At 56.9% G+C, this 17,742-nt stretch carries 16 protein-coding genes; 5 read left to right on the forward strand and 11 right to left on the reverse strand.

The genetic code is table 11. From position 1 onward, the window contains the following. Window positions 1–211: 211 nt before the first annotated feature. The gene (locus GOW93_RS04605; RefSeq protein WP_170381948.1) at window positions 212–1,093 is read right to left on the reverse strand and encodes a LysR substrate-binding domain-containing protein; all 882 of its coding nucleotides are present in this window, start codon (window positions 1,091–1,093) and stop codon (window positions 212–214) included. A 279-nt stretch (window positions 1,094–1,372) separates the two neighbouring features. On the opposite strand from GOW93_RS04605, the gene GOW93_RS04610 reads away from it, so the two are divergent. From GOW93_RS04610 to GOW93_RS04625, 4 genes are read left to right on the forward strand one after another with little or no spacing between them, the layout of a single operon-like run. Beyond that, a complete protein-coding gene (locus GOW93_RS04610; protein WP_170381949.1) occupies window positions 1,373–3,826 on the forward strand; it encodes a GcvT family protein in 2,454 nt (817 codons plus the stop codon). Window positions 3,827–3,841: 15 nt separating this feature from the next. Next, window positions 3,842–5,362, forward strand: a complete 1,521-nt coding sequence (locus GOW93_RS04615) for a trimethylamine methyltransferase family protein (protein ID WP_170381950.1) — start codon at window positions 3,842–3,844, stop codon at window positions 5,360–5,362. 57 nt (window positions 5,363–5,419) lie between these two features. After that, on the forward strand, window positions 5,420–6,430 hold the full coding sequence (locus GOW93_RS04620; RefSeq protein WP_170381951.1) for an Ldh family oxidoreductase: 1,011 nt from the start codon (window positions 5,420–5,422) through the stop codon (window positions 6,428–6,430). A 15-nt stretch (window positions 6,431–6,445) separates the two neighbouring features. Beyond that, window positions 6,446–7,690: an NAD(P)/FAD-dependent oxidoreductase gene (locus tag GOW93_RS04625; protein WP_170381952.1), complete on the forward strand. Its 1,245-nt coding sequence runs from the start codon at window positions 6,446–6,448 to the stop codon at window positions 7,688–7,690. A gap of 224 nt (window positions 7,691–7,914) precedes the next feature. Here GOW93_RS04625 and GOW93_RS20655 read toward each other — a convergent pair whose 3' ends face one another. The 6 genes from GOW93_RS20655 to GOW93_RS04645 form a co-directional block, all read right to left on the reverse strand. Beyond that, window positions 7,915–8,334 carry an enolase C-terminal domain-like protein gene (locus tag GOW93_RS20655; protein ID WP_254443467.1) on the reverse strand — a complete coding sequence of 140 codons (420 nt, stop codon included), beginning with the start codon at window positions 8,332–8,334 and terminating at the stop codon, window positions 7,915–7,917. A 35-nt stretch (window positions 8,335–8,369) separates the two neighbouring features. After that, entirely contained in the window at window positions 8,370–8,789 is a 420-nt protein-coding gene (locus GOW93_RS20740) for a hypothetical protein (protein ID WP_368039643.1), read from the reverse strand. Beyond that, window positions 8,752–9,018: a hypothetical protein gene (locus tag GOW93_RS20745; protein WP_368039640.1), complete on the reverse strand. Its 267-nt coding sequence runs from the start codon at window positions 9,016–9,018 to the stop codon at window positions 8,752–8,754. Before GOW93_RS20745 ends, GOW93_RS20740 begins: the two co-directional genes overlap by 38 nt. An 81-nt stretch (window positions 9,019–9,099) precedes the next feature. Further along, window positions 9,100–9,663, reverse strand: a complete 564-nt coding sequence (locus GOW93_RS20750) for an alcohol dehydrogenase catalytic domain-containing protein (protein ID WP_254443468.1) — start codon at window positions 9,661–9,663, stop codon at window positions 9,100–9,102. Between the two features lie 17 nt (window positions 9,664–9,680). Next, window positions 9,681–10,679 carry an isopenicillin N synthase family dioxygenase gene (locus tag GOW93_RS04640; protein ID WP_170381953.1) on the reverse strand — a complete coding sequence of 333 codons (999 nt, stop codon included), beginning with the start codon at window positions 10,677–10,679 and terminating at the stop codon, window positions 9,681–9,683. A 671-nt stretch (window positions 10,680–11,350) separates the two neighbouring features. Further along, complete coding sequence (locus GOW93_RS04645) at window positions 11,351–12,100, reverse strand: SDR family oxidoreductase (protein ID WP_170381954.1); 750 nt, start codon at window positions 12,098–12,100, stop codon at window positions 11,351–11,353. 116 nt (window positions 12,101–12,216) lie between these two features. On the opposite strand from GOW93_RS04645, the gene GOW93_RS04650 reads away from it, so the two are divergent. Next, entirely contained in the window at window positions 12,217–13,095 is an 879-nt protein-coding gene (locus GOW93_RS04650) for a LysR substrate-binding domain-containing protein (RefSeq protein ID WP_170381955.1), read from the forward strand. A 408-nt stretch (window positions 13,096–13,503) separates the two neighbouring features. On the opposite strand, the gene arsB is transcribed toward GOW93_RS04650, so the two are convergent. The 4 genes from arsB to GOW93_RS04670 are packed head-to-tail and all read right to left on the reverse strand — an operon-like array spanning window position 13,504 to window position 17,637. Next, window positions 13,504–14,550: an ACR3 family arsenite efflux transporter gene (arsB, locus tag GOW93_RS04655; protein WP_170381956.1), complete on the reverse strand. Its 1,047-nt coding sequence runs from the start codon at window positions 14,548–14,550 to the stop codon at window positions 13,504–13,506. Continuing rightward, the gene (gene arsJ, locus GOW93_RS04660) at window positions 14,547–15,812 is read right to left on the reverse strand and encodes an organoarsenical effux MFS transporter ArsJ (RefSeq protein ID WP_170381957.1); all 1,266 of its coding nucleotides are present in this window, start codon (window positions 15,810–15,812) and stop codon (window positions 14,547–14,549) included. The genes arsB and arsJ overlap by 4 nt, the downstream gene beginning before the upstream one ends. Continuing rightward, a complete protein-coding gene (locus GOW93_RS04665) occupies window positions 15,809–16,807 on the reverse strand; it encodes an ArsJ-associated glyceraldehyde-3-phosphate dehydrogenase (protein ID WP_170381958.1) in 999 nt (332 codons plus the stop codon). Before GOW93_RS04665 ends, arsJ begins: the two co-directional genes overlap by 4 nt. Then, on the reverse strand, window positions 16,807–17,637 hold the full coding sequence (locus GOW93_RS04670) for a helix-turn-helix domain-containing protein (RefSeq protein WP_170381959.1): 831 nt from the start codon (window positions 17,635–17,637) through the stop codon (window positions 16,807–16,809). The genes GOW93_RS04665 and GOW93_RS04670 overlap by 1 nt, the downstream gene beginning before the upstream one ends. Window positions 17,638–17,742 lie beyond the last annotated feature (105 nt).

The raw sequence follows: 17,742 nt of genomic DNA on the forward strand, positions 1-17,742 counted from the left end.
GGGCAGTGAAGCCGGGCTTGCTGAGGCCGGTGCCAGGGTCAGGACACATAGCCAGTAAATGACGAAGGCTGCGAGGGCGTTGTCGGATATCGGAACAGGTCTTTGCGCAGGATTGCCAGAATGACAGAATCCGCAGAGGTTTTCGTCACAATGGCAAATCGAGGTAAGTAGGGACATCCTCACCTTCAAAACCAATAGGCCATTAGTAAGCTCAAGAGTTTTCTGCCAACCAGCGATATATTAGTTCGGCACTATCAGATGCGCTGTTGTGCAGTACCACGTAAAAATCAAGTGGAGAGGACAGTGTTTGCGGCAGAAGACTGACCAGCTTTCCGGACGATACGAGTTCCGAGGTCAGACCCTCCCAACCCAATACAGCCCCCATGTCGTCCCGAGCTGCCTGCAGCGCAATGGTATAGTTGTTGACGCGATGTGCAGAATTTAAAGGTCCGTCGTAACCCAGTTGGCTTGCCCATTCGCGCCAACCGGTCCACCCTGTTCCTGGCGCGTCAAGATGAATCAGGGGAATGCGGGCGAGGTCTTCGATGCGCTCGATCTCATTCTGCTCCAAGAATCGCGGGCTGCCGAGCGCCATGATGCGGTCGCGAAACAGGATATGGCAGCGGGCCTTTTCCTCGGAGGCGTCACCGTAGCGAATGCTGATATCGCATTTCGATGAATCGAACCCCAGGTCCGTGACTACCTGTGTCACCGAAATATGTCCGTAGCTTTTCCAGAATTGTGCAAGACGGGGCGTTAACCACAGCGAACTTACGGCCGTGCTGGACCGGATCGTAACACCGGACCGGTCATATTGCAGACGCAACTGTTGCACCGCCTCGCTGATTCCTTCGAGCCCACGTTGTAATGCGACCAGCAGGTAAGCCCCACTTTCCGTCAACTCGACTCCGCGATGGTGTCGGCGAAACAGCGCGCAATTGACTTCGTTTTCCAGGGACTTGACCTGGTGGCTGATGGCCGCCGGGGTAACGTTCAGCTCTGTCGCGGCGTTTTTGAAGCTGACATGGCGCGCAGCGGCCTCGAAGCTGATCAACGAACTGACCGGAGGGAGTTCATAGGGGCCTTTGGGCAAGATGGTTTGACCTTTGATCCTTGAGTTTCCGACTTTTAAGCACAAAAAGCCAATTTTGAGTTACTTCAACTAATGCAATGTGAATTTTTTTGCAATTGCCCGGTGGGCCGCTGCCCGCGATGTTGGTTACCAGCATTCGGGGGTGTGCCTGTCTCGGGCAGCATGGCAGTGATCATGGTGACGTACTTGCCTACATTCTCGGAAAATCCCGGCATCAACGATTTGCCAGAATGTCCGGGTTTTTGGCCGATTTTCGGCGCAAATTAGGGAGTCGATAGAATGAAGTCGCACGCAAAAGTGGTGGTTGTAGGTGGCGGATGCGTTGGGGCATCGATCCTATATGGCCTGACCGAACATGGGTGTTCAGACGCGGTCATGCTGGAGCGTACGACGCTGACCTCGGGATCGACCTGGCACGCTGCAGGTCTGTTGGTGACTTTTGTGCGGTCGCACAATGTGTCGAAGATGACGATGGAAACCATCCGCATCTATACCGAGGTCGAAGAAAAGATGGGCACCTCGGTCGGGCTGCGTAAAGTGGGTCAGCTGCGTGTCGCCAATACCGAAAAGCGCTGGGATGAGTTCCAGTCCTATATCTCGATCGCCGAAGCCGCAGGCGTGCCTTGCAAGCTGGTGACGCCGGAAGAGATCGCTGAGATTCATCCGCTGCTAAACCAGAGCCCCGACATTCGTGGCGGTATCCTGCACACCGAAGACGGCTATGTGAACCCGGCCGATATCACCATGGCCCTCGCCAAGCTGGCGCGGGATGCGGGCGCGAAAGTCTATCAGAACACTGAAGCGCAATCTTACGAAAAGCTGGACAATGGTCATTGGAAGGTGACCACCAACCAGGGCGAAATCACCTGTGAACACCTGATTTTTGCCACCGGCAACTATGCCCGCGAAAACGCGCGCCGGGTGGGTCTGGATTTGCCCTGTATCCCGATCGTTCACCAATACTGGACCACCGAAACCGTGCCTCTGCTGAAAGAGCGCCGCGCGCAAGGCCTGCAGGAATTCCCGATCCTGCGTGACGAGGATTACGGCGCCTATCTGCGCGAGGACGTGGGCGGCATCCAGTTCGGCCCCTATGAGTTCACCAAAGACCTCAAGCTGTTTGCCGAAGACCGCGTGCCACCGGATTTCGGGGCGGACCTGCTGCCCGAAGATTTCGATGCCGTGGAAACTCAGTGGGAGCGCGCCATCGAACGCGTCCCGACTCTGGGTGAGGTCGGTATCAAGGCCAACACCCGCGGCCCGTTCCAGATGACACCGGACGAGCTGCCTCTGGCTGGTCCCGCACCGGGGCATGACAACCTGTGGCTGGCCGAAGGGATGCCGGGCGGCATCCTCTGGGGTGGCACCGTGGGCCATCGACTGGCGAAATGGATCGTGAATGGAGATCCGGGCATGGATATGTCGGAACTCGACCCGCGCCGGTTCTCGGACTACGCATCCAAGCGCTGGACCATGGACAAGGTGCGCGAGACCTGGGGCACCCATATGAACGCGCATGTTCCGGGTGAAGACTTCCCCGATGCGCGCCCGATGAAAACAATGGGCTCTTACGATCTGCTGACAGCCCAAGGCGCGGTCTGGACCAGCTTCAACGGCTACGAATTTCCCCGCTGGTTTGCCAAGTCACCGGAAGAGGCCATTCCCGAGCACTCTTTCCGCCGCACCGACCACATGGAACAGGTGCAGGAAGAGGTGCGCCGCACCCGCGAAGAGGCTGGCTTCATCGAAATGTCGCCGATGACCAAGTTCACGGTGCGCGGACCGGGCGCGGTCAAATGGCTGGACGGCCTGATGGCGAACAAACTGCCCAAGGTGGGCCGTATGACCCTGTCGCTGATGTTGAACGACAATGGCGGCATGGATGCGGAATACACCATCGTGCGCTATGCCGAGGATGACTTCTATCTGATCTCGACCCCGAATTGGCGTGCCTATAACTGGGACCAGTTGCAACGTCTGTTGCCCAAGGATGGGTCGGTCGTGCTGGAAGACATTTCGGAACAAATGGGTGTCATTGCTTTGGCAGGGCCGAAGGCGCGCGACATCCTGCAACCACTGACAGACAATGACCTGTCCAATGAAGCCTTCCCTTGGCTGTCAGCCCAGATGGGTGAGGTTGGCTATGCCAAAGGCGTCCACCTTCTGCGTGTCTCTTACACTGGTGAGCTGGGATGGGAGTTGCACCATCCGGTCGGCTACAATCGACACCTCGTCGATCTGTTGCTGAAAGCGGGTGTAAAACCCTTCGGCCTCGAAGCCTTGGAGTCGATGCGTCTTGAGAAATCCTATCGCGCGATCAACCGCGAGATTTGCAAGGACCTAACTCCATACGAGGCTGATCTGGGCCGCTTCGTTGCCATGACCGAGAAGGTTGGCGGCCAGGTTGTTGAGCGCGACTTCATCGGCAAAGCGGTGCTACAGGAACAGCTGGAAGCTGGGGGCTACAACACTCTGGTCACCTTAAAGCTGCCGTTCTGCGATACATCCGTGATGTTTGACGAAGGCGTTTATGCGGACGGCAAACTGGTTGGTCGCGTCACCTCGGGCGGGTTCTCGTATTACTGCAACCATGACATCGCCATGGCGCTGGTGCCGCAGGACATGACCGCACCGGGCACAAAGATGCAGGTACTGGTGCACAATGAAATGCGTGACGCCGAGGTGATCGACACCTGCGCCGTAGACCCAACAAGTGCCCGCGCACGCGCCTGATCTGGAGGGGTTGCAATGACACAAGCAAGAGCACGTTCGGGCCGGGGTGGCCGCGCGGCGCGGGTGCAGGCCCGCACCAATCCGCCGCCGGTTTACCTGCCGACGTTGAACCGCAAAATCGGACCGATTGATCTGCTTGGACCCGAAGGGGTCGAGAAGATTCACAATGCCGCCATGACGATCCTGGAAACCACCGGTATCGAATTCCGTGACCCGGTGGCCTTGGCCGACTGGAAGAAGTTCGGTGCTGATGTTCAGGGTGAGCGGGTCCGCATTGGCCGAGAGATGTTGATGGACCTGATCTCGGCAGTTCCGTCGGAATGGGCTTATGCGGCGCGGAACCCCGATCGTTCGCTCCGCGTTGGGAACCGGAACTCGGTATTCGCCAATGCCTATGGCGCCCCGTTTGTCTATGGGTTGGATGGTGTGCGGCGCCCGTCGATGTTGGAAGACGCGCACAACTTTTTTAAGCTCAGCCAGATGAGCCAGTCGATGATGGTGCCGGGTGTTCTGCCGGTCGAACCGCAGGACGTGCCCGTACCACAACGCCACCTCGAGCTTGTTCATGCCGCGTTGACGCTGACGGACAAGCCGATCAAGGGGTCGGTGCTTTCGGAACAGGCCGCGCGCGACTCGGTTGAGATGACCCGCATCGTGTTCGGCGAAGAATTCGTGGACAACAATGTGGTGATGGCGGCGCTGCTGAACTGCAACACGCCTTTGGTCTGGGACGAGACCATGCTGCAAAGCTTGCGTGTCTACGCCAGCGCCAATCAGCCTTGCCTGTTGTCACCCTTCGTTCTGGCGGGTGCTTCGACACCGGCTAGCCCGCAAGGCGGCGTGGCGTTGCTTATCGCCGAGTCTCTGGCCGGGATGGCCTATAGCCAGATCATCCGGCGAGGAGCTCCGATGGTTCTGGGCGTGGCGATCATGGGTGTGTCGATGAAGACCGGTGCGCCGATGATGGGCTCGCCCGAGCCGGGATTGATGAACCTTCTGGTGGGTCAGATGGCCCGTTTCTATGGTGTCCCGTGGCGGACTTGCACAATGTGGACGGGTTCAAAAACTCCGGACATGCAAGCGGCGTTCGATACGGCCAACACCATGTGGCCGGTGCTGTTGGGCGGTGCCAACTACATCGTGCATTCGGCCGGATTTCTGGAAGGCGCGCTTGGGGTCAGCTACTCGAAATGGGTACAGGACACCCGGCAGCTTGAGAGCTTCCACCGGTTCTTCAGCGGTCTTGAGGAGGAAAACCTGGACGCAATCCTGGATGATATTGCCGAGATCGGTCCCGGTGGTCACTTCTTGGGGACGGACCATACCCGGGAAAACCCACTGCACATGAACCCGCTGCAGAACAATGACAGTTTCGAACAGTGGGAAGCAGAGGGGTCGAAGACCGCCGAAACCGTCGGCAACGAAGAGGCGCAACGCATGTTGGACAATTACGTCAAGCCGCCGATGCCGGATGATCAGCGCGGGGCACTTGACGAATTTGTTGCCAAGAAGAAGCTGGAATATCAAAACTCGTAACTGAAAACACGGGCGTGCAAGCGCCCGCCAGCCAGACACAAGGACAGGATGAGGAATATGACTGACGCCCCGACGAAAACGCTCTCACTCGAAGAGGTGAAGGCATTGGCCAAATCCGTCCTTGTGTCCGCGGGCCTTGATGCACACAGCAGTGAAGTCATAGCTGATCTTGTGCGAATGTCCGAACGTGATGGCCCCCGCAGCCATGGGCTGCGCTTGCTGCCGGTATATGCGCAATATCTGTCATCGGGTTACGCCAACCCGAAGGCGGCGCCGTCAATCCGGCGAATAGCGCCCGGTGTGTTACGTGGCGATGGCGACAACGGGTTCTATCAGGTAGCTGCATTGGCGGCACGGGCAGAGCTGATTGAGATGGCGCGCGAGAACGGGATTGCGGCCTTTACATGCGCCAATTGTCACCATCTGGGCGCGCTGCGCTTTGACACCGGGCCGCTGGCTGAGGCGGGGCTTGTGGCGTTGGGGGTCGTGAACTCTTTGTCCATGGTCGTGCCGCAGGGTGGGGTGCGCCCGGTCTTTGGCACAAACCCGATGTCCTTTGCGTGCCCGCGTCCGGGGAGCGAGCCGATTGTCTGGGATCAGGCATCCTCGATGGTGGCTCTGATGGATATCAAGATGGCCGCGGCCGAGGGCCATGACCTGCCGCGCGCCGGGGGGCTGGATACCGATGGCCAACCCAGCACCGATCCGAACGCCATTCTGGAAACCCGCAGCCTGCTGCCCTTTGGCGAACACAAAGGTGCCGCCATTGCCTTCCTGATCGAGGTGCTGGGTGCGGCGCTGGCAGGCGGCACCTTGTCGGTCGACAATCAGGAACGCGAGTCCTTTGAAGCCCTCAACATCAAAGGCGGGACAACCCTTATCGCTATTGACCCAAGCCGGTTCGGCAACCCTGCATTCAACGATTACATCGCCCGCATCTGTGCCGAGATCGAGGGCAACGGAGCCGCGCGCGTGCCCGGTGATGGGCGGCTGAAAAACCGCGCGGCGACCCAAGTGAACGGAGTTTCGGTTGCGCCGGACCTGCTGGCGCAATTGCAGGCGTTGTAGGAAAGGTCACACAACATGCCTAACCTGGTGGTGATCGGCGGCGGCGTCGTGGGTATCTCCTGCGCGCTGGCTTTGCAGGCCGAGGGGTTCCGTGTCACCGTCATCGAGCCGGGTCCGGTGGGTGAGGGGGCCAGCTGGGCCTCGTGCGGGTGTATCGCCGTGGGTGAGATCGTACCGCTGTCTCAGCCCGGAATGCTGCTGAAAGTTCCCGGGTTATTGATGCACCCCAAGGCACCTTTGACGTTGCGCCCAAGCTCGGCCCTGCGACTGACGCCGTGGTTCACCCGATTTGTCGCCAATGCGCGCCCTTCGAAAATGCGGGCCATTGCAGCGGATCTGGCGCGGCTGACCTTTATGGCAACTGAGGATTTCAAGGCTCAACTGGCCGATGTCGGGCGACCTGAGCTGTTGGTAGAACGTCCTGTCATCAAGCTGTTTGATGGTGATGATGATCGCGCCGGCATGGCTGCGGCCTTTGATCTGGCGCGCGAGCTGGGGTGCTCGATCGAAGAAGTCAGCGGCGGGGATGCGCATGACATCGACCCGGCCATTGCGCCGGATTTCAAATTCGCCGCCCTGTTGCGGGACTGGAGCTTTGTGACCGAGCCCAAGCGACTGGTCGAAGCGCTGCACGAAACTTTCTTAAATCGTGGGGGCGTGGTCGTCTCTGGCAGTGCAGCGGGCTTTGAACGGGACGGCCGTCAGGTAACGGCCGTGAAGCTGCAAGATGGTCGGTCCTTTGTCGCTGACGAGTTTGTCTTGGCTGCGGGGACGCGGTCCCGTGATCTGGCGGCAGAGCTGGGCGTTCCGCTGAAGATTGAAGGCGTCATCGGCTATTCCACGGCTCTAAAGAACAGCGGAGTCGATTTGTCCCACACCGTGTTCTACGCGAAAGGCGGGTTCGGCATTACACCATACGACGGCGCGCTTGCTGTCGCGGGGACAATTGAGTTTGCCGGGGTCGAGGCGCGTCCAAACTGGAGCCGCGCGGACATATTGGTGGAAAAGGCACGGCGGGTTCTGCCAGGGTTGCAGACGGGCAAGGCCGAACGCCGGTTCGGCCGGCGGCCTCTGACACCTGATACCCGACCGATCATTGGCCGCAGCGGAAGGCTGGCAAACGTCAGCTTTGCAACCGGCCATGGGCAATTGGGCTTGACGTTGGGCGCAACAACGGCCCGGCTGGTGGCGGATGAAATTGTGGGTCGGCCTCTCCAGACCGACACTCAGGCTTTCAGTCCAGACCGCTTTTCGAGTTGAGGATTTCGTTTCGTGCCTCAAACGCGTATCTTAGAAATTAGCTGCACGGCTTAAATCAGCAAATGACAGATGCGCGCATACATTACCTGAACTTGACGTCTGCGTTAAGGCGGTGGTCCAAATCTGGATAAGGCACGCGTACTAAAAATCATGGTGCAGAAATTGTCGTTGCAACCTTGAGTGCTACCAAGCCTCCGAATAGCAAAGTTTCTTTGGAGTGGAGTTCAAATTTGCCACGATACGGTTGGCTCTCCTAGAACCGACCCGTCGACGGTAATACCAAGCCCTGGAGCTTTTGGCGGCAGGACGCCACCGTGTTCCACGGGGGCATCTAACTCTGCTGTTTTCAGCGTTACCATATCCCGGCAATCCAGAATGCAGCGAAGGTAGCGTTCGGGAACTGTCGCCCCCAGATGGACTGTCCAGGCAAAAGCGATGGCCGAGCCGACCGTATCCTGCACGCTGATCGTCAGACCTGCCGAGCGGCAAATGTCCCGGTGACGGCGCCCCCGAGTTAGACCGCTTGCCATCGAGATTTTCAGACCGATCCCATCCGCAATGTCCTGAGATACAATTTGCGTGATATCCTGATCCTGCTGGGCCAGTTCGTCGATGATTATTGGGACATCGCAACGTTGCCGCAATGACAGTGTTTCGCGCCAGGAAGAGCAGGGGGCCTCTAGCACAAAGTCCAGACCGGCTGGCGATCTGCCAACGAGGCCGCGATCCGTTCTGCGTCCAGCGCGGGTCCGCCTTCGGAATCCAGCACGCTGACTTTGACTGAATGTCCCCAGCAACCCATCGCACGGTGCTCCGCCACGCGGCGGCGCATGTCCTCGGGGTCTTTGGCATAGATGGACGATATGGTTGGAAGGCGATTGCCGGTTGCACCACCGAGCAATTCGCAAACCGGCAAGTTCACCGATTTGCCGAAGATGTCCCAACAAGCGATATCGAGCGCGGTTTTGGCGTGATTGTGCCCAACCAGAGCTTCGTCCACCGCGTCATTGATCCAGTCCACCTGACGCGGGTTGCGGCCAATCAAATATGGCACGATCTCTTCAATCCCCGCACGTACACCGCGAGAGTGGGAGGCGATGTAAGTCGAGCCAAATGGAGTGCTTTCCCCTAACCCTCGATGCCCGTATCGGTTTCAATGCGTAAAATTCCAGCATGCTGGGCCACTGCGGGCCTGTCACCAGGTCGATCACCACGTCCACCGACATCTTGCCCAGCGTCGCAACCAGATCGGCATTGCGGTCGATCACCTCGTCCGCGCCAAGGGCGCGCACTTCATCAGCCTTTGAGGCTGACGATATAGCGATCACATAGGCCCCGCGCCGCTTACAAAATAAACCGCGGCTGAACCGACGCCGCCCTAGGCACCGGTCACCAGCACGCGCTCGGCCCTAACAGACGCGCGATGCAGCATGTTTTCCGCCGTCAAATAGGCGGCAGGGGACAGATGCAAGCTCCGCATCTGTCCAGTCGCAATTGATCGCATGGGTGAACTCGGACTTGGCCACAGTGTATTGCGCGAAACTACCGTCGTATTCCGACCCGAATGTGATGCACGAGAACGGCTCGGCCTCGCGGTGGGGCTGGATGGTCTGAACCAGCACCCGCTCACCGATGCGGGTAGGGTCGAGGCCTTTGCCAACGGCCTCGATGTAGCCACAGGCATCGGCACCCTGAATGCGCGGGAAGGTCAGCGGGATACCTGACCAACTGGCATCGTCATTGTCTACCATTTCGAACCCATCGGCCCCGCCGGCTTCAGGATCGGCAGTGACCGCTTTGGAGTACCAACCGATCCGAGTGTTGATATCGGTGTTTTTGATCGCGGCGACGGTCACGCGGATGAGAACCTCGCCCTCGCCGGGGATCGGTACCGGAATGTCGGTGCGGTATTCCAGTTTCTCAATCCCGCCGTGGCCCGTTAGTTGGACCCCGGCCATGTGTTCGATCGGCATTATGCGCAACCTATCCTTTACACTGCTTCTTTCAGATGGGCGTAGCTGGCTGCGAAGCGACCAAACTTGTGAGCGCCACATGTGACACTGCCATAGCGGCGCGGGTTGTCCTCTGAGATGCACGAAGAAAGAGGCTCGAAAACGGCATCATAGTCGGCATCAATGAAAAACGGAATCGAGTAGCGCTCACGACCCGACGTGTTGATGACACGGTGCATGTTGGCCAGGTAAACGTCATTCGTCAGACGCTGGATCAGATCCCCGATATTGATTACGAACGTTCCTGGGATTGGCGACCCTTCTACCCAGTCACCTTCGCGATTCATGACCTGAAGGCCACCGACATCATCCTGAGCCAGAATGGTCAGGTTGCCGTAATCAGTGTGCGCGCCGATGCCGATGATCTTTTCGTCCACCACTCCTTTTTGTGACGGATAGTGCAGCAGGCGTTGGATGCTGATCGGGTTCTGCATCAGACTTTGGAAATGGTGTTCCGGCAGGTTCAGGCTCAGTGCGATGCCGCCAAGCAGCTGTTTGGATAGTGTGACCATCTTCTGATGATAGCCGTAGACCAACTCTTTGAACTCCGGCAACACAGAGGGCCACTGGTTCGGGCCGAAAAACGGCCCTTCTATTGCGTTGCGCTCGGTGCCGATGTCAAAGCACTCTTTCAGGTCCTTGGTTTTAGTCGGGTCGGTGTTCTCTCCAAAGGGCTCGATATAGCCGCGCAAAGCCACGTCCGAGTTGCTCACATGCAGCTTCATCTTGTCTTCCATCGGCAGATCAAAGAAGCGGCGGGTCACGTCAAAAACTTGATCAACGAAGCTCTGCGTGATGCCGTGGTTTTTTACATACATGAAGCCAGCATTCGACAGCGCCCAGCGGATTTCCTTCGCCACTTGCTGTTTGTCGCTGCCGTCTAGCAGCGGCGCGATGTCGATCACCGGTAGTCTGTCAAAGGATTCACGCTTGGCGCGCAGTTTGTCATCCAATTGAGCGAGGAGATCTTGTGCCATTGGGGTTCTCTTTTCCATCCTGAGAAAGGCCTGATTGCGCACGCTAAACTGACAGGGAGCGATTGTTTTTCAACATTCTAAAAATTCGAAGAGGCATGAAGGTGATTCATCTTAAAGATTTTAGTTTCGCAATTTACTGCAGCATTTTGTTGGTTTCTGCCTAATACGGGTGAAATCAGCTCGTGACATATGCTTGATGAACGTACAATCTCCCCACTGAATTTTGTCGCTTGGCGCCGACGACCTCAGCGACCGGGTCTGCGAAGAAGTCGGATTTGAGGGTAAGTGTCTTTACGTTATCTTCCGGCGCTTCAAGAAATGCTGATACTCGTATCTGAAGCTGCTTGAGTGGCGGCATTCCAATCGTCCAATGCCAGGAGCTTGTGATTTCGGACTGTTAGGGCCGCACTACGACAGCGGGGGCGCGGAAGCTATTTCGTATGACTGAATGGGTGGCCAGGAAGCCGCCATTCACGGCATTTTGTGCGAACGCCCGCTTTGCCTTTATCAGTGGTGTTTCCAATAGGACTTACCCTGGGCAAATTGATCCTAACGGTGGCGGCCAGACGCCAGCAATAATCTTCTGCTGTTCCAGCCAGGCCCGGAAACGTTCCCATCTATATCAAGATTATCTTTGAACGTCGTCACGATCATCTTTCTTTGGCTCTTTGCTACCTTACCGCGCGGTTCATCCCGCCGTCGGACAGTATACTCTGACCATTGATATACCTGGCTCCATCGCTGGCGAGGAACACGCAGGCTTGCCCAATTTCTTCGAAGGTTGCGGGTCGCTGAGCGGGGATTTCCCGGCGGGCCTGTTCTGACAGGTTAACGTTCTCACAGAATCCGGGCAGCAGGTTGTTCATGCGAATGTTATGCCGTGCATAGCGATCACCATAAAGTTTTGAGAAACTGTGCAGAGCACCGCGCAACATGCTCATGGGATAGGGTGCTCGCGGTTCGATTGTATTCATGGACGAGATATTTACGAACGCACCGCCGCCTTGTTCGATCAGAATAGGCGTGACGATGCGTGCAATCTTCACAACGTTAAGCACATACATGTCCAGACTTTCGTGCCACAACTCATCGCTGAGTTCCAAAAGCGGGCCATCAAAGTCAGGATCGAAACCGACAGTTTTAATGGCTTCCGGTACTGTACCCCCATGCCCCATATTGCTGACGATTGCATCAATACGTCCGTACTTGCTCATGGTGTCGTCGATCATCGCTTGCAAATCATCGACATCCAGCACCGAGCCTCGGCGGCCAATGCCCCCAAGCTCCTCTGCCAATTCAACCGAGCGATTGGATGGGGACATCAGTGAGACCTTGTAGCCTGCCTTTGCCATTTCAATGGCGCAGCCCCGGCCAATGCCTTGTCCGGTCCCTGTCATCAGCGCGACTTTGGTATCGGGCATGGTATGTCCTTTCTTTGGGCAGATGATGTGAGGTTTTCTGGGTTGAATTCAGGGTAGCCCTAGTAAACCGGCAGTTCCTATCGAGTTTTTTGAACATTGCTGTTAGATTTTCTCATATGGCGGAAAACCTCAGACACCTTCGTGCCCTTCAGGCATTTGACGAAACCGCAACCCATTCCAGCCTGACCAAGGCAGCGGATGTTCTGAACGTCACCCACGGGGCGATCAGCCGGCAAATCAAGTTGCTGGAACTGCATCTTGGCGTGACGCTTTTTCACCGCCGCCCAAATGGCGTGGAACTGACCCAAGCCGGGGAACGCCTGTATCAGTCAACGCGGGGGGCGTTTTCGGCCTTGCAACTCGGTGTTTCGGAGGTGAAGCGATTACATCACCGCCAGTCTATTACGGTGTCTTTGTCGACGTCGTTGGCGCTCAAATGGCTTGTGCCGCTACTGAGTTCGTTTCAGCAAGAACATCCGGGTATCGCATTGTTGCTGGACACAAATGATGCCTTTGCGGAATTCGATACGTCCGAGGTGGATGTTGCCCTGCGGTTTGGGCAACCTAGCTGGGACGGGTTGTATCATGAGCAGATAAGACAAGAGGAACTGGTAGTCGTGGCCGCGCCGTCCCTTGTTGGCAAAACTCGCCTACCGATGCGCGCCGAGGACGTGGCTGACCTGCCGTTATTGCACGATGCCTTCAACGTCGGATGGGAAAGCTGGGCAGCGCAAGTTGGGCTGAGCGCTGATCGGATCAATTCGCAGAGCATCAAATACGTAGATAGCGCTGTTCTGCTGGAGGCTGCAATTGACGGACAGGGTGTGGCATTGGCCAGACGTCTTCTGGCGGCCAGGGACTTGGAGCTTGGACGACTGATCCGTCTCGATGAAAGCCGTATTCCACTGGATCGCGGGCTCTACTTTGTGTGCCGACGCGGCGACCAGGAACGGGTTACGGTAAGAATTTTCAAGAAATGGCTCATGTCGCTTTGATCTTTATGTCCGCGATGCGCAAATTGGCTTGGATTTGTGGATAGAAATTGCTGCGCGCACCCAGTCAAACGGGCCGCGTCGCAGCGTCGAGCCGACGCTGTGAATGGCGTGTTAGGGCCGTTCTTGCCCTATCTAATGGTGCTTTCTCTGGTTCGGGGCCAGTTAGGTAAGCTATGCAGGATAGTGACGAGCTTTCTAGCGACGGTTGTGGTGATGACTCTGTGCGTTTTTGTCGAAACATCACGGCACCTACACAAGAGATCGTTTAGAACTTGCGGTAAGTAGGCAAAGCCTGAGCAGAAGACTCATCCAATTAGCCGATCAGAGCCAATATCATCTTATTCTTAAAGTACTGTAACGCCCAATAAAATTGGCTACCCTCATCATGCTCAGTGAATTTGTCCGACCTTAAGACTGAAGCTCTTTGCCTCCGAGCGTATCCAGTGGATCCGGGAATCGGGCACGGGTGCGGTTGGCAAATGCCACCAGAGAAAGCATCACCGGCACTTCGACCAGAACGCCCACAACTGTTGCCAGGGCTGCACCAGAGTTCAGGCCGAATAGGCTGATGGCGACGGCAACGGCCAGCTCGAAAAAGTTCGACGTGCCGATCATGGCGCAGGGGGCAGCTATGCGGTGAGGAACCTTCAGCGCGTAAGCTGCACCGTAGGCCAACGCAAAGATTCCATAGCTTTGGATCAGAATAGGCACCGCGATCAGAACGATAACGAAAGGTTTTGCCAGAATGGTTTGACTTTGCAGGCCGAACAGGATGACGACTGTGACGATCAGGCCCATGATCGACCAAGGCTTCACCTTAGTTGAGAAAGCGTCGATGGCCGCTTGAGAGCCCAGCTTTCTGCGTGTGATTAGGCCAGCGATCAGGGGTAGAACTACATAGAGCACTGTGGCCAATACCAGTGTTTGCCACGGGACCGAGATGTCGGTGACCCCCAACAGGAACGCCACGATAGGGGCAAAGGCCACAACCATTATCAAGTCGTTCACAGACACCTGAACCAACGTATAGGTCGCGTCGCCCTTGGTCAGTTGGGACCAAACAAACACCATCGCGGTGCAGGGGGCCGCGCCCAACAGGATCAGGCCCGCAGTGTATTGTGCTGCATCTTCAGGCTGAACCCAGGGGGCGAAGAAATAGTCAAAGAAAAGTACCGCTAGCAGAGCCATGGTAAATGGTTTGATCAGCCAATTGACCACCAGCGTCACGATCAGCCCTCTTGGTTGGCGCGCGACACCAACGACTGCGCCGAAATCGACACCGACCATCATGGGGTAAACCATAGCCCAGATCAGAACAGCTACCACCAGATTGACACTGGCGACTTCGGCAGAAGCCACAAGAGCGACAAGATTTGGTGCGGCCAGGCCGATCAGAACTCCACCAACCATTGCAAGGGCAACCCAGACGGTCAGATAACGCTCAAAGATGCTCATGTGTACGCCTCAGTTGTTTGATCGGTGAGCTTGCCCGAGGTCAGCGCTGCCAGCGCGACCATCAAAGCGGCAGTGCCCAAGACCAGGGGCAACCCTGCGACCTGATAGGTGAAGCCGGATAGGACGGTGCCCACAAGGCGGCCCGTTGCGTTGGCCATGTAGTAAAAGCCCACATCCATCGTCACCCGTTCAGACTTGGTGAATGCTAGGATCAGATAAGAATGCAGCGCAGAATTCACCGCGAATATGACTCCGAACACCAACAGGCCCAGAACCAGTGCAACGGTCAGCCAAGCCTGCGGCCCCGAGGACAGCAGGGCGGCGAGGGTGAGCGCGGCGGGTACGCAAAACAGCGTCGCGGCCCAGCTGCGGGCGGCGCGGATCAGGTCGCCTTCTGTACGTTCACTCGCGCGCAGAATTTTGGGTGCGCTGGCCTGAACGGCTCCGTAGAGGATGACCCAGACCGCCATGAAGGTACCGATCATAAAGAACGCGGCGCGGTTGCCTTCTTCTGTGCCATCGGACAGCACGGCGTAGAAATAGATCGGAATGCCGACCACGAACCACACGTCCCGCGCGCCGAACAGAAAGACACGCGCAGCCGATAACCAGTTTACGTTGGCCGATTTCGAAAAGACCTCGGAGAACTTTGTACCCTTGCGCCCTTTGGGCAGCCCTGGTGGCATAAAGACAATTATCGCAATCAGGATGATTGCCAGAACAGCCGCCATAACGAGGATCGCCATCATAAATCCCAGCGTCGCAAGCATTGCAGCGCCCAGCAGGAAGCCCAGCCCTTTTACGGCGTTTTTTGATCCGGTTAGAATCGCAACCCAGCGAAACAGCCCTCCGCCTTCGGTGGGGGCGAGCAACTTCACAGAAGATTTCGAGGACATTTTCGCAAGATCTTTGGCTACACCGCTGGCTCCCTGCACCATCATTACGAATGCCACCGAAGCCCCGATGGTCCAGTTCGGATCAATCTGTGTCATCGCCAGCAGCGCCAAAACCTGCAGTCCCAGCCCGGCATAGAGGGTGGAGGTCAGCCCGAACCGGGCGGCAATCCAGCCTGCAGTCAAGTTGGTGACGATGCCCGCAATCTCATACAGGACAAACAGATAAGCCAGCTGTACCGGAGAGAATCCCATCGTATGAAAGTGCAGAAGCACCAGCATTCGTAGGGCTCCGTCGGTCAGCATAAAGGCCCAATAGGCCGCCGTAACCGCGATATAGGCCGACAAACCTTTGGGCCGCTGTGTCACAGCGAAGCTCCAACCATCAGTGCCACGTCGACCAGACGGTGGGCATAGCCCATCTCGTTGTCGTACCACGCATAGATCTTCACCTGCGTCCCGTTCACTACCATGGTCGAGGGCGCATCGACGATCGAAGACCGTTCGTCATTGGTGTAATCGGTCGAGACCAGTGGGCGGGTCTCGTAACCCAAAATGCCCTTCAACTCGCCCTCGGCTGCGGCTTTGACGATGGCGTTGACCTCCTCAGCGGTGGTTTCGCGTTCCACCTCGAACACGCAGTCGGTCAGTGAGGCGTTCAGCAGCGGCACCCGCACGGCGTGACCGTTCAAACGCCCCTTGAGTTCCGGATAGATCAGCGTGATCGCCGTGGCCGAACCGGTGGTTGTCGGGATCAGCGAGTTCAGCGCCGACCGCGCGCGGCGCAGGTCCTTGGCGGGGCGGTCCACGATAGTCTGCGTATTAGTCACGTCATGGATTGTGGTCATTGAGCCGTGGCGAATGCTTAGATTCTCGTGGATCACTTTGACAACCGGAGCCAGACAATTGGTGGTGCAGGATGCGGCTGTCACGATCTGATGGATTGCCGGGTCGTAGGTCTCGTCATTGACGCCAACGACGATATTGGCGGTCGGACCATCTTTGACCGGGGCGGAAACTACAACCTTCTTCACACCAGCCTCGAAATACGGGGTCAGCTTGGCCTCGGTTTTGAAGATGCCGGTACAATCAATCACCACGTCTACACCGTCCAGCGGCAGAGCGGTTAAATCTTTGGTGCCGATAAAAGGCAGGTGGGTGCCATTGATGGTGATGCTGTCGGTGTCATGTTCAAACGTCGCGTCCCAGCGGCCATGCACCGTGTCAAATTCCAGCAGGTGAGCGTGCATTTCGGGGCCGCCAACCGCATCGTTGATCCATGCGATCCGGGCGCCCTTTTCCAACAACGGTTTCAGGGCCAGCTTTCCCATCCGGCCCAGGCCGTTCAGTGCGTAGGTCGTCATTATTCTTCCTCAACAGATGTTCTGCCGATGTCATCGACCGCAGATTGCAATGCGATCCGGTCGAGGCTCTCGACGGGCAAAGAGCTAAAGGCCTGAATCCGGCGCTTGAGAGCACCGTAGGCGTTTTGGAAGGCCAGGCTTTTCTCGGCGTCGGTGCCTTCGGTGTTGACCGGGTCAGTCATGCCCCAATGGCCACTGATCGGCTGGCCTTCCCAGGCGGGGCATTCTTCGATTGCGGCCTTGTTGCATACGGTGAACACAAAATCCAATTTTGGCGCATTCGGGCCTGAAAATTCGGATATGTTCTTTGCCCGCAGAATATCGGTGTTGTGCCCCTTGTCTTTCAGAACTTGCATCGCGAATGGGTTCAGTTCGGAACTAGGTTTGGTTCCAGCAGAAAAGACATTGAACCGATCGCCGGCAATATCTCGCAGTAGTGACTCGGCAAAAATGGAGCGCGCCGAGTTGCCGACACATATGAATAATACATTAAATTTCCGATCCGTCATTTTGCTGTTTCCTTGCTCCAAGGGCATGCAGATATCAGGGCGACCACGGCAGCAATCATTCAGCAAAAAGCCGAGCATGTGCTGCACATTTTTCATTTCAACTGAATAGAGCAGAGAGGTTCCCGACCGCTCTTGCGTCACCAGACCTGAGCGCTGCAGGGCGTTCAGGTAATTCGACAGGGTGCTGGGCTTGATGTCCAGTTCTGTCGCCAGCTCGCCTGCGGAAACAGTGTCAGGAAAACGTCGCATTAACATGCGAAACACCGAAATGCGTTGCGGATGGCCGAGGATGGCTAGTTGGCTTGCAGTCTCTTCTATCATATTTCATGAAATATGGAAATAGATTTGTGGCGTCAATCAACATTGCGAACTTTTACAAAAGTTTCATACTTCGATTTTTCGGCTGGATTCTTGGGCAGGGGGGCT

This window comes from Ruegeria atlantica (assembly GCF_013032455.1).
GTDB classification, from domain to species: Bacteria; Pseudomonadota; Alphaproteobacteria; order Rhodobacterales; family Rhodobacteraceae; genus Ruegeria; species Ruegeria atlantica_B.

Bases quoted from the DNA above. Each gene is read 5' to 3' on its own strand.
- GOW93_RS04610 (WP_170381949.1), top strand. From the start codon at position 1,373: ATGAAGTCGCACGCAAAAGTGGTGGTTGTAGGTGGCGGATGCGTTGGG.
- GOW93_RS04615 (WP_170381950.1), top strand. From the start codon at position 3,842: ATGACACAAGCAAGAGCACGTTCGGGCCGGGGTGGCCGCGCGGCGCGG.
- GOW93_RS04645 (WP_170381954.1), bottom strand. From the start codon at position 12,100: ATGCCCGATACCAAAGTCGCGCTGATGACAGGGACCGGACAAGGCATT.
- GOW93_RS04625 (WP_170381952.1), top strand. From the start codon at position 6,446: ATGCCTAACCTGGTGGTGATCGGCGGCGGCGTCGTGGGTATCTCCTGC.
- GOW93_RS04670 (WP_170381959.1), bottom strand. From the start codon at position 17,637: ATGATAGAAGAGACTGCAAGCCAACTAGCCATCCTCGGCCATCCGCAA.
- GOW93_RS04665 (WP_170381958.1), bottom strand. From the start codon at position 16,807: ATGACGACCTACGCACTGAACGGCCTGGGCCGGATGGGAAAGCTGGCC.
- GOW93_RS04620 (WP_170381951.1), top strand. From the start codon at position 5,420: ATGACTGACGCCCCGACGAAAACGCTCTCACTCGAAGAGGTGAAGGCA.
- GOW93_RS04640 (WP_170381953.1), bottom strand. From the start codon at position 10,679: ATGGCACAAGATCTCCTCGCTCAATTGGATGACAAACTGCGCGCCAAG.
- arsB (WP_170381956.1), bottom strand. From the start codon at position 14,550: ATGAGCATCTTTGAGCGTTATCTGACCGTCTGGGTTGCCCTTGCAATG.
- GOW93_RS04650 (WP_170381955.1), top strand. From the start codon at position 12,217: ATGGCGGAAAACCTCAGACACCTTCGTGCCCTTCAGGCATTTGACGAA.
- GOW93_RS20750 (WP_254443468.1), bottom strand. From the start codon at position 9,663: ATGCCGATCGAACACATGGCCGGGGTCCAACTAACGGGCCACGGCGGG.